Annotated in this window: 15 protein-coding genes; 11 read left to right on the top strand and 4 right to left on the bottom strand. The window is 63.9% G+C overall.

What is annotated here, in order from left to right:
• Positions 1-2: 2 nt before the first annotated feature.
• Entirely contained in the window at positions 3-491 is a 489-nt protein-coding gene (locus tag A5781_RS13220; protein ID WP_067206309.1) for a hypothetical protein, read from the bottom strand.
• A gap of 139 nt (positions 492-630) precedes the next feature.
• Positions 631-972, bottom strand: coding sequence for a hypothetical protein (locus tag A5781_RS13215; RefSeq protein WP_067206306.1), 342 nt, complete (start codon positions 970-972; stop codon positions 631-633).
• Between the two features lie 283 nt (positions 973-1,255).
• Between A5781_RS13215 and A5781_RS13210 the strand changes: the two genes are divergently transcribed.
• The 8 genes from A5781_RS13210 to A5781_RS13175 all read left to right on the top strand — a co-directional run bounded on the left by A5781_RS13210 (position 1,256) and on the right by A5781_RS13175 (position 8,372).
• Complete coding sequence (locus A5781_RS13210) at positions 1,256-1,501, top strand: hypothetical protein (RefSeq protein ID WP_067206303.1); 246 nt, start codon at positions 1,256-1,258, stop codon at positions 1,499-1,501.
• Positions 1,502-1,761: 260 nt separating this feature from the next.
• On the top strand, positions 1,762-2,568 hold the full coding sequence (locus A5781_RS13205) for an SDR family oxidoreductase (protein ID WP_067206300.1): 807 nt from the start codon (positions 1,762-1,764) through the stop codon (positions 2,566-2,568).
• Between the two features lie 128 nt (positions 2,569-2,696).
• Entirely contained in the window at positions 2,697-3,590 is an 894-nt protein-coding gene (locus tag A5781_RS13200; RefSeq protein WP_067206297.1) for a helix-turn-helix transcriptional regulator, read from the top strand.
• Between the two features lie 189 nt (positions 3,591-3,779).
• Positions 3,780-4,184 (top strand): nuclear transport factor 2 family protein, encoded by a 405-nt coding sequence (locus A5781_RS13195; RefSeq protein WP_067206294.1) that lies wholly within the window; start codon positions 3,780-3,782, stop codon positions 4,182-4,184.
• 21 nt (positions 4,185-4,205) lie between these two features.
• Positions 4,206-4,898: a YafY family protein gene (locus tag A5781_RS13190; protein ID WP_067206290.1), complete on the top strand. Its 693-nt coding sequence runs from the start codon at positions 4,206-4,208 to the stop codon at positions 4,896-4,898.
• Between the two features lie 198 nt (positions 4,899-5,096).
• On the top strand, positions 5,097-5,342 hold the full coding sequence (locus A5781_RS13185; protein ID WP_067206287.1) for a hypothetical protein: 246 nt from the start codon (positions 5,097-5,099) through the stop codon (positions 5,340-5,342).
• Between the two features lie 155 nt (positions 5,343-5,497).
• The gene (locus A5781_RS13180) at positions 5,498-7,474 is read left to right on the top strand and encodes a protein kinase (protein ID WP_369817720.1); all 1,977 of its coding nucleotides are present in this window, start codon (positions 5,498-5,500) and stop codon (positions 7,472-7,474) included.
• A 289-nt stretch (positions 7,475-7,763) separates the two neighbouring features.
• Positions 7,764-8,372 (top strand): LGFP repeat-containing protein, encoded by a 609-nt coding sequence (locus A5781_RS13175; RefSeq protein WP_067206281.1) that lies wholly within the window; start codon positions 7,764-7,766, stop codon positions 8,370-8,372.
• Positions 8,373-8,529: 157 nt separating this feature from the next.
• Here A5781_RS13175 and A5781_RS13170 read toward each other — a convergent pair whose 3' ends face one another.
• Positions 8,530-10,215, bottom strand: a complete 1,686-nt coding sequence (locus tag A5781_RS13170; protein WP_067206278.1) for a GMC family oxidoreductase — start codon at positions 10,213-10,215, stop codon at positions 8,530-8,532.
• 259 nt (positions 10,216-10,474) lie between these two features.
• On the opposite strand from A5781_RS13170, the gene A5781_RS13165 reads away from it, so the two are divergent.
• The 3 genes from A5781_RS13165 to A5781_RS13155 all read left to right on the top strand — a co-directional run bounded on the left by A5781_RS13165 (position 10,475) and on the right by A5781_RS13155 (position 12,487).
• Positions 10,475-11,041: a dihydrofolate reductase family protein gene (locus tag A5781_RS13165; RefSeq protein WP_067206566.1), complete on the top strand. Its 567-nt coding sequence runs from the start codon at positions 10,475-10,477 to the stop codon at positions 11,039-11,041.
• A gap of 336 nt (positions 11,042-11,377) precedes the next feature.
• On the top strand, positions 11,378-11,623 hold the full coding sequence (locus A5781_RS13160; RefSeq protein WP_067206275.1) for a hypothetical protein: 246 nt from the start codon (positions 11,378-11,380) through the stop codon (positions 11,621-11,623).
• 354 nt (positions 11,624-11,977) lie between these two features.
• Positions 11,978-12,487 carry a cysteine hydrolase family protein gene (locus tag A5781_RS13155; RefSeq protein ID WP_231990701.1) on the top strand — a complete coding sequence of 170 codons (510 nt, stop codon included), beginning with the start codon at positions 11,978-11,980 and terminating at the stop codon, positions 12,485-12,487.
• A 255-nt stretch (positions 12,488-12,742) separates the two neighbouring features.
• Here the strand turns inward: A5781_RS13155 and A5781_RS26205 are convergent.
• A partial coding sequence (locus A5781_RS26205) for a hypothetical protein (RefSeq protein WP_231990700.1) occupies positions 12,743-12,995 on the bottom strand: 253 nt, incomplete at its 5' end.

Here is a 12,995-nt window from a genome sequence, read left to right as displayed (position 1 = left end):
GCTCACGCGGGGCAGGCGCGGGCCAGGGTGGCCATCTCGTCGCCGAACTCCTGGTTAACCCGGGCCACCGCTTTCGCCGATGGCGGCAGTTCCGCCTTCAGCGGGTCTTGTCTGCCTAGGTCGTCGTTCATCTGGTTGGCGTCGTTCATGAATTCTCGGGCCAGCGCCGCAGCTCGTTGCGCGTGGGCCGACAGGCCAGGCGCGGTCACCTCATTGGCTCGCCGCTGGAGGCCGTCGAGCCATGCCTGATAGTCGGCGTCAGCGGGTACCGAGTTTTGTTCGTAGGAGCCCGGCGGCGCGAACCGCGTCTTGGCTTTGAACGAGGCCTGCGTGTCACGGTTGAAATCGATGAATTGCCGTACAGCCCAACAGGGTTGCGTCCGCTCATCGATGCGCCACGCGACGAACAGACCGGCCGCGGTCACGGCCACGCACCATATCGCCAGCAACCGCCGGGCGGTCCTGCGGGTACGGAAACTGTTTGCGGCCACGCGATCAACCTAGTCGTTGATCGCGCGGCGCGGAGCCAGGTCATCGGTAATCAGCTGGCCTCTGACAACCGCGGGGACGGGCAGGTGTCATGGGCGGTCAGTGTCACTGCGTCGCGTCGTAGGCAGCGAGGCCGTCCCGTCACGCGTGCGGGCAGAAGATGCCCAGGATCTGTTGGCAGTTGTCCTTGTTGATGAGCCCCGGCGGAGGCGGGGGTGGCGGCGCCGGCGGGTCGTCACCGTCCCAAATGTTCTGGGCGACATTGCCCTGCCCGAAGTAGACGTAATAGTAGGTGTGGCAGATGTTGTTGTCCCAAATGACGGGATTGGTGACGTGATTACCGGTCGGCGGCAGAGGTTCCCCTGGGCACCAGCGGTGCGGGCCGCCATCGGCGTTGGCGGTGCCTGCGGCGAGCCCGAGACCCGCGACACCTAAACCGCTGGCCACCAGGGCGGTGGTCGCCAACCGCACGATTCGTCGCATCACGATTCCTATTCCGTCGAGTGGCGGCCCGTGGCGGGCCGCTTTCGAGTTGAAGTAGACAACGCGCCCGTCGCTACCGATCCCAAACTTGGCCTGGTGTCGCCGTGGCCGCTGGGGTGCCGTCCGCCGAGCATGGTTAACCCGGAGCACGACTACTGTGCTGTGACCGTTAAGGATCGTTACCGCAATCGTGATTTGCGCACTCCTATCATTGGATTTACGAGAAGTCCGAAGCTTCGGACTCGAATACGCCGATCCGCGTCCGCAAGCCCGGGGGGCCGATATGACGACCGCAATAGCCGCGCACGAGCCAATCGAGAATTTCGCGTCCCACGCGCACGACGATGTCGCTTCGGCGGTAGCGACAGTCAACGCTATCGCCTGGCGAACGGACGCCATTCTCGCCGAATTGAAGCCGCGCTGGCGGCCCACGGAAGAAGAGATCGTGCGCGCGGCGATCATGGTGATTTTGGTAGCCCTCGTCGCGGTGATCGGCGTCGCCGCGGTCGCGATCTTGACGATGGGCTAGTAGCGGATACGGCGCGTGGCTTAAGACGCCTGATCTGCAACTGTGGCTCTACCGGCGCGAGTGTTCACTCGTCCCCGGCAACCCACGTCCGATTGCAGCCCGAGGCCTTCGGCCGAGTCAGCCTCCATACCGTCTAGCTGGCGACCGAGGCACAGGCGTCGCGGCTTGGGATCCGCCCTTATGGATTCAAGGGTGGCTCCCACGGTACCTGTATCGCCAGGGTCTCCCAGGGGCCCATCACGCCTGTCAACCTGGTCAAGATGGCAGAGAACCAATTCACAGCGCACACAGGACTTTTCGATCTGAGTGGAAAGTACGCACTGGTCACTGGTGGCACCAGGGGCATCGGGCTGATGATTGCGCGCGGCCTTCTGCAGGCAGGCGCCCGCGTCGTCATCAGCTCACGCGGTACAGACGCGTGCGCGGAGGCACAGCAGCAGCTGTCGAAATTCGGTGACGTCCAGGCGATCCCCGCCGACCTGTCCAGCCACGATGAGTGCCGACGCCTCGCCAACCTCGTGACGTTGAAGTCGGAACGCCTGGATATTTTGGTCAACAATGCAGGAGCGATGTGGCGCGAACCGCTCGCAACGTTCCCAGAGGAAGCCTGGGACACGGTGATCGACCTCAACCTCAAGTCGCCGTTCTGGCTAGTGCAAGCACTGCTGCCCGCACTTCGCAGAGCGGGCACTGCCGACGATCCCGCTCGGATCATTAACATCGGCAGCATCGCCGCCATCCACGTCGCCCAGTCGCCCAACTACTCGTACGCCAGCAGCAAAGCGGCGCTCCATCAGCTCACCAGAGTGCTCGCCAGAGAACTGGGCCCGCAGCACGTCACGGTGAACGCGGTAGCGCCGGGCCCGTTCCCGTCGCAGATGATGGCGTCCACGCTCGATGCCATCGGCGACACGATCGCGGCGGCGGCCCCTCTGCGCCGGCTCGGCCGCGACGACGACATGGCGGGTATCGCCGTGTTTCTCGCTAGCCGGGCCGGGTCCTACCTCACGGGCACCATCATCCCGGTAGATGGCGGCATCGCGACGACCGCAACGGGTACGCCCTAGGAGCCGGCGCAAGGCTTCGCGAGCGGCCCACGGCCCCTCGTGAACACCTCCAAGTCAGGTCTCAACGCCGTCGTCGGGGTACCCGCAGTGCCTCCCTTAGACTGCGGGACAGGCCTACGGTGAGGGGGATGGCCACGATGGATCTACGCACCGATATCCGGGAGTTTCTCAGCTCGCGTCGCGCCCGCATCGCACCCGAGCAGGCGGGTCTGACCGCCTACGGCGGCAAGCGTCGGGTCAAAGGTCTGCGTCGCGAAGAGGTAGCGCTACTGGCGGGGGTCTCGGTCGACTACTACGTGCGCATGGAGCGCGGCAGTCTCGCTGGCGCCTCCGACGGCGTGCTCGAAGCGTTGGCCTCTGCCCTACAACTCGACGAGGCCGAGCGCGACCACTTGTTCCACCTCGCACGCCAATCCGGGACGCCCAGCGGCCCACGCCGGCCCAAGCCGGCCGTGACGGTGCGCTCGACACTGCAGCAGGTGCTCGACGCCATCTCCGATGCACCGGCCTGGATCTGTAACGGACGTTATGACGTGCTCGCCATGAATCAACTGGCCCGCGCGCTGTATTCGCCGGTGCTGGCCGACCCGCGACGTCCCGCGAACACAGCGCGGTTCGTCTATCTACACCCCGAGGCAGCCCGAGAATTTTTTGTCGACTACGACCAAATCGCCAGGGACGCGGCCGCGAAGTTACGCATGGAAGCCGGCCGCAATCCGCACGATGAGGAGCTGATCGCACTAGTCGGCGAACTGTCAACGTGCAGTGAGCTATTCCGGCAACGGTGGGCATCTCAGGACGTGCGACTGCACCGGTCCGGCCGCAAGCGTGTGCACCATCCAGTCGTGGGACAACTTGACTTGGACGTCGAGTCCATGGAACTGCCCGACGAACCCAACCTGCGCCTCAACGTCTACACCGCTGCCGCGGGTACGCCGACCGCCGACGGCCTAGCGCTACTAGCGTCTTGGGCGGCCACCCAACAGATACCGGCGACGGAACTCAGAGCACCCAAGAGATAGTCAGGCGTGGTCGATGTCTTCATCGACGGACTGCGCCCGCCGGCACGCAGTGAAACCGGATTGCGCAGCGGGTGATTCATCTGCGGCATGGCTCCGGCACGTGCCTGAGGCATTCGACAGTTGCGCCCGCCCGAGTTGGCACACAAACACCGACATACCGTTGTCGCGGCAGTATCTGATGCTGGTGGCATGACAAAAAACGCGAACATGATGGAAACGGACTGGGCTGCTGCGGATACCGCACTCGCGGTGTGGTTGGAGATGTGGAACAACGACAGCGAGATCGCGCGTCGGATTTGCAGTGAGGATTTCCGGATTCATTTCTTGGTCTCCGAGGCGGATGGGTCGAACCCGGGCGACGACGTGCTGGGCGCGGAGAGTTTCGCGCGGTTCCTGGATCGGTATCGCGAGCAGCATCCGGATGTGGTGTTCACCGAGGTCTCGCGGGCCGTGGACGGCGCGCACGGCCGGATGCTGTGGAACATGCGGGCCGGGGAGGTTGCTGCGGGCGGGATCGATGTCTTCGACTTCACCGAGGACGGGCTGATCCGCGAGGTGTGGTCGGTGAACGGAACGCGCACGCACCTCACCTGAGACCGGGGGAGACTCACATTCATGAGGAGAGCCGAGCGGTTGTACGCGATGGTCGATCTGCTGCGGGGATCACGCCGGCCGTTGTCGGCCGCTCGGCTCTCCGAGGAGTTCGAGGTGTCCAAGCGCACGATCGAGCGTGACATACAGTCGCTCCAGCTCGCGGGGGTTCCGATCTACGCCGACCACGGGGTGTCGGGCGGGTATTCGATCCTGCGGGAACACTCCCTGCCGCCGCTGAATCTCACGGTGCCGGAGTCGCTGGCGGTGCTTGCTGGGCTTGGTTTGCTGGAGAACTCGCCGTATGGTGCAGCGGCGCGTCGGGCGCGGGCGAAGGTCCTCGCGATCAGCCGCGAGGATCAGCTCGCGCCGGTCGATGAGGCGTTGGCATCGATGTTCGTCATCGACGCTCCGTCGCCGTCCGAGGCGGCGATCTCGCTGATTCCCGAGGCGATCGCCGCGCGCCGGATCGTCCGGTTGGACTACACCTCCGAGGACGGCGAGACCCACGCCACCCGTGACGTGGAGGCGATGGGTCTGCTGCGCGGGGGAGATTCGTGGATGTTCGTGGGATGGTGTCGGCTGCGCGAGGGGATCCGCGGATTTCACCTCGACCGCATCCGGCATCTGGAGATCACTGAAGAGGTCTTTCGCGAACGGGATCCCGCGGTGCTCGATGCGGATCTATCGCGGTGGCACACTCGGCGGCTCGGGTGACGCTCCGAGCCGGCGACCGGGGGCATGACCCGGACAGCTCGATAGGCTGGAACCGCTGGGCGCTTCAGCCGCGGCCTGCGCCGTAACGGAGTTCGTACCGGTAATCCTCCATATTCTCGTATCTTTGGATATACGAGAGGGCCGAAGCTTTCGACCTTGAAATAACGCCTATCAACGTCCGCAAGTCTCGGGGCTGATATGACCACCCCAATCGCCGCGCACGACCCAGTCGAGAAGACGCGGCCCGCGAACGTGACGATGTCATTTCGGCGGTCGCAAAAACTGAACGCAATTGTCTGTCGAGGAGACACCGTTCTCGTCGAATTGACGCAGCGCTGGCGACCCACGGAAGAAGAAATCGTGCGCGCGGCGATCACGGTGATTTTGGTGGCCCTTGTGGCGGTGATCGGCGTCGCCGCGGGCTCGATCTTGACAATGGGTTAGCAACGAATAGGTCCGGAATCGGCCGTTGCGGGAGTTTCCCCAAACCATCTCATCAGTGGACTATGGTGTTGCTGAATTGCAGCCTTCGGGAGGTTTCCATGGAAGGGACCCCGTTCGGCCGGTACCGACTAATCAATCTGCTCGGCCGAGGCGGCATGGGCGAGGTCTGGCGGGCCTACGACACTGTCACCGATCGGATGGTCGCACTGAAAGTACTCCCCGCGCATTTTGCTGCGGACAGGACGTTTCAACAGCGATTCCGTCGCGAGGCCCATGCGGCGGCACGAATAAACAACCCTCACGTGGTGCCGATTCACACCTACGGCGAGATCGACGGACGGCTATTCGTCGACATGCGGCTGATCGACGGCCGCGACCTGGCAACCGTGCTGGCCTCCGGTTCGATGTCTCCGCCACGCGCGGTGCACATCGTCGAGCAAGTGGCCCGCGCCGTGCATGCGGCGCACAAGATTGGATTGGTGCATCGGGATATCAAGCCCTCCAACATCTTGCTCGATGAAAGCGACTTTGCGTATCTGATCGATTTCGGGATCGCGCGCATTCTGGGCGAGACCGGTCTGACGGGCACCGACGCGGTGGTCGGCACGCTGCGTTACATGGCGCCGGAGCGCTTCAGAGTCGGCCAGCCCGATGCACGCTCGGACATCTACGCGCTTGCCTGCGTGCTCTATGAGTGCTTGACGGGAGTCGCCCCATATCCGGGTGACAGCATCGAGCATCAATTGGCGGGGCATCTGTCGGCACCACCGCCGCGCCCGTCTGACTCCGGCGCGCCGGCGGCGTTCGATGCGGTCATCGCCACTGGCATGGCCAAGGACCCTGAGCAGCGTTACGCCACCCCTGTGGAAATGGCACGCGCCGCGCGCGACGCGATCACGGTACCGCTACGCCTAGCGGACCCGAATGTGCAGTCGCACACCGACACTGACCCCACTCAAGTGGCCTCATGGCGGAGCGAGCCGACGCAGCGAGCGCAGAAACCATGGCACCACGACCCGTCACAGCACATGGTGGGTAAGCGCAAGCGCGCCAAGCGGTCTTGGGCGATCGCCGCCGCGGTGATTGGAGTGGTCGTGGGGTTAGTGGGCGCGAGCGTTTACCTTCTGCGCACACACACATCCACGACCGCATCTACGCAGACGACGGGATCTGCGACGGCCGCGCCGCCGCCATCGGCACCTAGCAGGGGAGGAGCGCCTAGTGCGGGAGCCCCGGCCGCGCCGAGTGGTCCACCTACGATCGCCACCTCAATCCGGGTAGGCAATGGCGCCTTCGGCGTCGCGGTCGACTCCGCCGGGCATACGGCCTATGTCGCGAACACCGGTTCCAACTCCGTCTCCGTGGTCGACACCGCCAGCCGCGCGGTCACTGCCACCATCGCTGTCGGACGCCACCCGGTGGGTGTTGCCGTGGATCCGTCGACCCGGACCGTCTACGTCACCAACTATGACGACTCCTCGGTGTCGGTCATCGACACCGCCAACGGCACGGTCATCGCCCGGATAGGTGTCGGCAGCCATCCGGGCGGGGTAGTGGTAGACCCGGATGCCCGAATCGCCTATGTCACTAGTGGTGATAACGCATCGGTGTCGGTCATCGATGTGATGACGCATGCTGTGACCGCGACGGTGCCCACCGGAAAGGGACCAAGCCGGGTAGCCATCGATCGGACCGCCCACCGCTTGTTTGTCACCAATTCCGATCCAACGGTGACGGTCATCGATACCACGAACCGAACCGTCATCGGTTCCGTCGCGCTTCGCGTTCACCCGGCCGGTATCGCCATCGACACCGCATCGCACACCGCCTATATCGCCAGCGGGGATGATGCATCGGTATCGTTGGTCGACACCACCACCCTCGGCGTCACCGCGAGTGTGCCCGTCGGGCAGCGCCCCGCGGGTGTGGCGGTGGACCCGCCGACGAACACCGCGTACGTGGCCAACTACAGCGGCGCTTCCGTGTCGGTGATCGACACCACCAAGCGCATCGTCACCGAAATCCTTGCCGTCGGAGACAATCCGCTCGCCATCGCCGTCGACCCAAACACGCACTTCGCCTACGTCACCAACGACCTCAACCATGGCTCGTTGACCGTAATCGAACGCTGACGCTGGGAACAGGTGGGCCCATCTCTCGCCGTTGGCGCTGACGACCTGCTGTGCCGTGTGGCCCGAAAACCCCATGGTGCCAGATTGACGACGTAGCCCAATGACTTTCGTGATCCTTTGGGTCACGAGCCCGGTATCAAGCAGTGCCTTAGGGTGGCTTGGGCGGCGCGCAAAAACAGGGGGACGAGCGTTGGCCGGCGCGAGCACAACGTTGGTTCGGTCATGGTCCCGACCGGGCGAGGTCAGCCGCAACTTGATCCACACCACAGGAAGACGCGAGAGGAAGCTCATGAGAACGATCGCTTACCGCCACGCGGCAGTCGTCGGCCTGGCCGCCGTCGTGCTGATCACTGCGGGCTGCAGCAATGGCAAGAGCGTCGACGCGTCGGCACCGCCTACGGTCGGGGTGAACGCCACCCCCACGTCGACAACCCCAGCGCCGCCCACCGAGGTGAAGATCATCGGGGAGCGGGACGTCGAGGTGACCCTGACCGGCCCGATCGCTGCCAAGTACTCGTCGGCAACCGAGGATCAGAAGAAGGCTCTCGGCAAGCCGCTGACGGGTGACCGCAACGCCGGGACACGGGAGAGCGGCCTGGTATTCCAGCAGTTCCAGGGCGGCGTGATCACCGCCAAGAACGGCGAGGCCGGCACTCCCGCGTATATCACCCTGGGCAAAATCCGGGAGGCCTGGAATATCCCACGCGCCCCGGACGGCACGCCTGCAATCACGGGCAGTAACGGCTCGGCAGGTCCGCTGGGTTTCCCCATCAGCGACCAGAACGCCGTCGGCGATCTGCTCGTGTCGAACTTCGAGCACGGCAAGATCGAGTACAACCCGAAGACCGACCAGGTCGACGTGACGGTAAACGGCAAGGCCGTACCATCCGGGCTCTAGCCCGAATCATGCTGCGCTGCAACAAAACACGTTGGAAAGCAACTCTTCCTCTTACTGGTAAGTCTGCATATTCGATTTTGTGCGTATTGCTCCTCAAGGAGGCGCGCAGACGCAGGTCGCGCGACGCAGGGGAGCGGCTTGGGCGACGTTAACCGACTTATTCCACGATCGCCCGCGCTGCACGTTCGGCGATGAGCATGGTCGGCGCGTTGGTGTTGCCGGAAATGATGTTGGGCATTGCCGAAGCATCGACCACTCGAAGGCCGGCCACCCGGTACACGCGGCAGTCGGTGTCGAGCACCGTGGCGGCCGACCGCGGCAGACCGCGGGCGTCGAAGGCCCCCATCGCGCAGGTGCCCACCGGATGAAAAATGGTCGTACCGAGTTCACCGGCCGCCTGCTGCAGCTCGTCGTCGCTCACCAGTTGCGGGCCGGGAAGCAACTCCTGCGGACCGTAGCGGGTGAGCGCCGGCGCTGCCATGATCTGCCGGGTCATCCGGAGGCCGGTCACCGCTATTTGGCGATCGGCGTCGGTCGACAGGTAGTTGCACAAGATCTTCGGATTGGTCAGTGGATCTGCACTGGCCATGCGCACATAACCACGCGAGGTGGGTCGCAGATTGCACACCGAGGGAGTGATCGCTCCGAAGGGGTGCAGGGGTTCGCCGAACTTCGGCAAGGACAGGGGCTGCACATGCCACTCCAAATCGGCACTGGCTAGCGCGGGGTCGCTCTTGGCGAAAGCCCCCAGGGTGGAAGGCGGCATTGTCATGGGCCCCGATCGAAACAACAGATACTGAAGACCCATGCCCGCACGGCTGATCCAATTCCGATACAGCGTGTTGACTGTCGGGACGCCCCGGACCCGGTAGATCGTGCGAATCTGCAAGTGGTCTTGGAGATTTTCGCCCACTCCTGGCAGATCGACGGCCACCGGCACCTGGTGCCGGGTGAGCAGTCCCGCCGGGCCCAGACCCGAGACCTGCATCAGATGTGGCGACCCAATAGCTCCGGCGCTCAGGATCACCTCCTGGCGTGCCCGGACATCGACGATTTGGCCGCCTTTGAGCAGGCGCACACCGGCGATGCGGTGCTGCGCCGTGGTCCAGGCGCCCCGACGCTGATCCTCGTACACCTGGTCATCCATCAAGAGCCGCAAGGCCTGAGCTTGCGTGTAGACGGTGAGATTCGGCCGATGGGTGATCGGATGCAAGAAGGCATCGGCCATCGACCAGCGACGGCCACGCCGTTGGTTGACGTGAAAGTACGCAGAGCCGGCGTTGTCGCCCAGGTTGAATTCATCGATCGGGGAGATGCCCACCTGGGCGGCGGCGGCCTGCCAGGCGTCCAAGATCTTCCAGCGCACCCGTGGTAGCTCGACGCGGATCTCACCACCGGCCCCGTGCCAGTCGTCGGCTCCGCCGAAGAAGTTTTCCAACTTTCTGTAGATCGCCAGTGTCTCGCCGGGACTGTCCGGGCTACCCCAGAGCCAGCGCTCGTCGCCGGTGGCCTGTGCCCACAGGTCGTAATCGCTGGCCTGTCCGCGCATGTGGATCATGGCGTTGATCGACGAGCAGCCGCCGATCACCCGGCCGCGCGCGTAGTGGATGCTGCGGCCGGCCAGGCCCGGGTCCGCCTCGGTCGTAAAGCACCAGTCGGTGCGGGGGTTGGCGATCGTGTACAGATAGCCCACCGGCACCTTGATCCAGAACCAATCATCCTTGCCGCCGGCCTCAATCAAGAGCACCCGTCGCTCAGGGTTGGCGCTGAGCCGATTGGCGAGCAGGCAGCCCGCGCTACCTGCTCCCACGATGATGAAGTCGAATTCGGCGACAGGGCTCATTCCAGCATCGGTCCTCCAAGCGTCGGATGCGTGTCTTAGTGTGCGCGATGACCGCCTCATCTCGTAAGAGAGTGATTGGCCCCGAACAGATACAGGCCATTGACCACGCACTACGTTTCATCCTCGACATCTGAAAACTGTTGTGAAACTGATGAACATGGAAGGCTTTACTGGTAACCCGCCATATTCGATCACTGCATATTGTGGTGTGCCATGTGGCGTCGCGATGAGTTTCGCCCTCCGGTGCAGTCTGATCTGCATGGGCAAACTCATCTATGGCTTCAACGTGTCGGTGGACGGGTACATCGCCGACGCGCAAGGCAACATCGACTGGAGCGATCCGAGCGAAGAACTGCACCAATACTGGAACGACTTCGAGCGGGAGACCGCGTGCGCGTTCTACGGGCGCCGGCTCTACGAACTGATGTCCTCGTACTGGCCGACCGCCGACAAGGCCCCGGACGCGACCCCTCTGATCGTCGACTTCGCCCACATCTGGCGCGACATGCCCAAGGTCGTGTTCTCGCGCACTCTCAAGTCCGTCGACTGGAACTCCCGCCTGGAACACGGCGACCCGGTCGAGGTGGTAACGAAGCTGAAAGCCGAAACCGACGGCAGGCTGGAGGTGGGCGGCGCGACGCTGGCCGCACCGATCGTGCAGGCCGGACTGGTGGACGAGTACCGGATCGTGGTCACGCCCACCGCCGTGGGCGGCGGCACCCGGTTCTTCCCCACACTGCCGTCATGGATCTCGCTGCGCCTGTTGGAGAACCGCACCTTCCCGGGCGGCACCGTCCTGCTGAGGTACGAGGCCATACACGACTGATCGAATACACGGCTAGACGAGCTGCGGGCACACTACGTGAGTCCAAATGCGCTGGCGTGCAACCGAAACGGAATGGTTTCCGGTAATCCTCCGTATTCGATTCATGCATATCCCTCCCGCGCGCTGGAGCGGGGGAGGTCTTCCGTCACGATGGCAACTTGACGGCGGCTTACACGGCTCGCCGCGCAGTGTGGGCCCACGACTGTGTGCTGTGACCGTTAAGGATCGTTACCGCAATCGTGATCTCGCACTCGTATCTTTGGATATACGAGAAGGCCGAAGCATTCGACCTTCCAAATAACGCCTACCGGCGTCTGCGAGCCTTGGGGGGCTGATATGACGACCGCAATCGCCGCGCACGACCAAATCGAGCAAGACGCGGCCGACGGGCATGACGATGTCCTTTTGGCGGCCGCAAAAGTGAACGCAATGGCCTGTCTAGAGGACACCGTTCTCGTCGAATTGAAGCCGCGCTGGCGCCTCAAGGAAGAAGAGATCGTCCGCGCGTCGATCACGGTGATTTTGGTGGCCCTCGTGGCGGTGATTGGCGTCGCCGCGGGCGCGATCTTGACAATAGGTTAGCTACGGATACGGCGGGGACGGCGAGCCCTGTCAGACTTGGTGATCGTCGTGTGGGTCGGCATCTAATTCCTGTTCTTGTCATGCGCGTGAAGTACCCTAGCGCAGCGGTTTCGGTGTTTCGTGGGACTCTGCGGTGTGCTCGTTTGGCGCCGTATCGCTCACCGCGTCGAGGTACCTATGCTGTGAGCGTGCAGTCCCTTGTCGAACCGCATTTCGATTCTGCAGTTCTGCTGACGATCGATGTTCAAGCCGACACCCTCGATGGCGGAGCACTGGAGATCGCGGGAACATCGACCGCTGTGCCCCGGATCGGCCGGTCTGTGCCGGGCATTTCGCGGCGCAGGCCTACCGATCGTGCACGTCGTACGGCTCTACCTGGGCGACGGAAGCAACGCCGAGCCGGCCCGCAGACACCTCGTTGCCGGCCCAACCCCGATGCTGCGTGCCGGCACGCCCGGACGTCTGCTAGCTCCGGGCTTAACGCCCGGCCCGGGCGCACAATTCGACGACGAGCTGTTGCTTTCCGGACGGCCGCAGCGGCTGGGCGAGCGCGAGGTCATCCTCTACAAGCCCCGGTGGGGTGCCTTCTTCGGCACCGCGCTCGAGGAGCATCTCCGCGACAACCACGTCGACACCGTGGTGATCGCCGGGTGCAACTACCCGAACTGTCCCCGCACCACCATCTATGAGGCCAGCGAGCGTGACTACCGGGTCGTACTGGTCGAGGACGCCGTATCCGGACTCTACGAACGCGGCCGCGCCGAGATGACCAACATCGGCGTGACCCTGTGCCGATCCGACTCGGTGATCGCACATCTCAGCACGCCAGATCGCGAGACCGTCGATCGAGTGGTCGACAGGTAGCTCGCGATTGCCGGTTGATCTCGTGCCGTTCGCGCTTGCCGGACGGCTTTGGCGGCGCTCTTGCGTCCGTTGGTAGTTAGTGGCGGTTAGCGCGTGGCGCTTTGACCGCTGGGTAGGTGGCCATCGGGACGGCGGCGCGGGCTGCGTGCATGTTCATGATCTTGGTTGAGTAGCCGAGGAGATCGGCTAGGGAAGCGGGGTCGAGCTTTGATCGTCGTTCGCGCTGGTGTCACGTCGACATCATCGAGTGTGAGTTCACTGATCTTGCTGACGGGAGTGCCGTAGAGCAGCAGGATCAGCGCGGCGATCGACGACGTGGTCGGCTTCGGCCACGGTCTTGATCAGCTCGAGGCGCTGACTCGATGACGCCAGTAGGGTGGTGCGGGCGGTGCGCGCATTGCATGCGAATAACCACTTACAACTTGACATAATGTCGCTTATCGGCACAACGCCCACCAGGCCACCGTATGAAGGGGCACTCGACAGCGCTCGGGCGATGCCGCCGAAG

This window comes from Mycobacterium sp. 852002-30065_SCH5024008 (genome assembly GCF_001665645.1).
In the GTDB taxonomy this organism is placed as follows: Bacteria; Actinomycetota; Actinomycetes; order Mycobacteriales; family Mycobacteriaceae; genus Mycobacterium; species Mycobacterium paraffinicum.
Note: the sequence above shows the minus strand (reverse complement) of the source record. Positions and strands in the feature narration are given on the sequence as shown.

Excerpts from the sequence above, each read along its gene's own strand:
- A5781_RS13215 (WP_067206306.1), bottom strand. The coding sequence starts at position 972 with ATGCGACGAATCGTGCGGTTGGCGACCACCGCCCTGGTGGCCAGCGGT.
- A5781_RS13210 (WP_067206303.1), top strand. The coding sequence starts at position 1,256 with ATGACGACCGCAATAGCCGCGCACGAGCCAATCGAGAATTTCGCGTCC.
- A5781_RS13205 (WP_067206300.1), top strand. The coding sequence starts at position 1,762 with ATGGCAGAGAACCAATTCACAGCGCACACAGGACTTTTCGATCTGAGT.
- A5781_RS13200 (WP_067206297.1), top strand. The coding sequence starts at position 2,697 with ATGGCCACGATGGATCTACGCACCGATATCCGGGAGTTTCTCAGCTCG.
- A5781_RS13195 (WP_067206294.1), top strand. The coding sequence starts at position 3,780 with ATGACAAAAAACGCGAACATGATGGAAACGGACTGGGCTGCTGCGGAT.
- A5781_RS13190 (WP_067206290.1), top strand. The coding sequence starts at position 4,206 with ATGAGGAGAGCCGAGCGGTTGTACGCGATGGTCGATCTGCTGCGGGGA.
- A5781_RS13185 (WP_067206287.1), top strand. The coding sequence starts at position 5,097 with ATGACCACCCCAATCGCCGCGCACGACCCAGTCGAGAAGACGCGGCCC.
- A5781_RS13180 (WP_369817720.1), top strand. The coding sequence starts at position 5,498 with ATGGGCGAGGTCTGGCGGGCCTACGACACTGTCACCGATCGGATGGTC.
- A5781_RS13175 (WP_067206281.1), top strand. The coding sequence starts at position 7,764 with ATGAGAACGATCGCTTACCGCCACGCGGCAGTCGTCGGCCTGGCCGCC.
- A5781_RS13170 (WP_067206278.1), bottom strand. The coding sequence starts at position 10,215 with ATGAGCCCTGTCGCCGAATTCGACTTCATCATCGTGGGAGCAGGTAGC.
- A5781_RS13165 (WP_067206566.1), top strand. The coding sequence starts at position 10,475 with ATGGGCAAACTCATCTATGGCTTCAACGTGTCGGTGGACGGGTACATC.
- A5781_RS13160 (WP_067206275.1), top strand. The coding sequence starts at position 11,378 with ATGACGACCGCAATCGCCGCGCACGACCAAATCGAGCAAGACGCGGCC.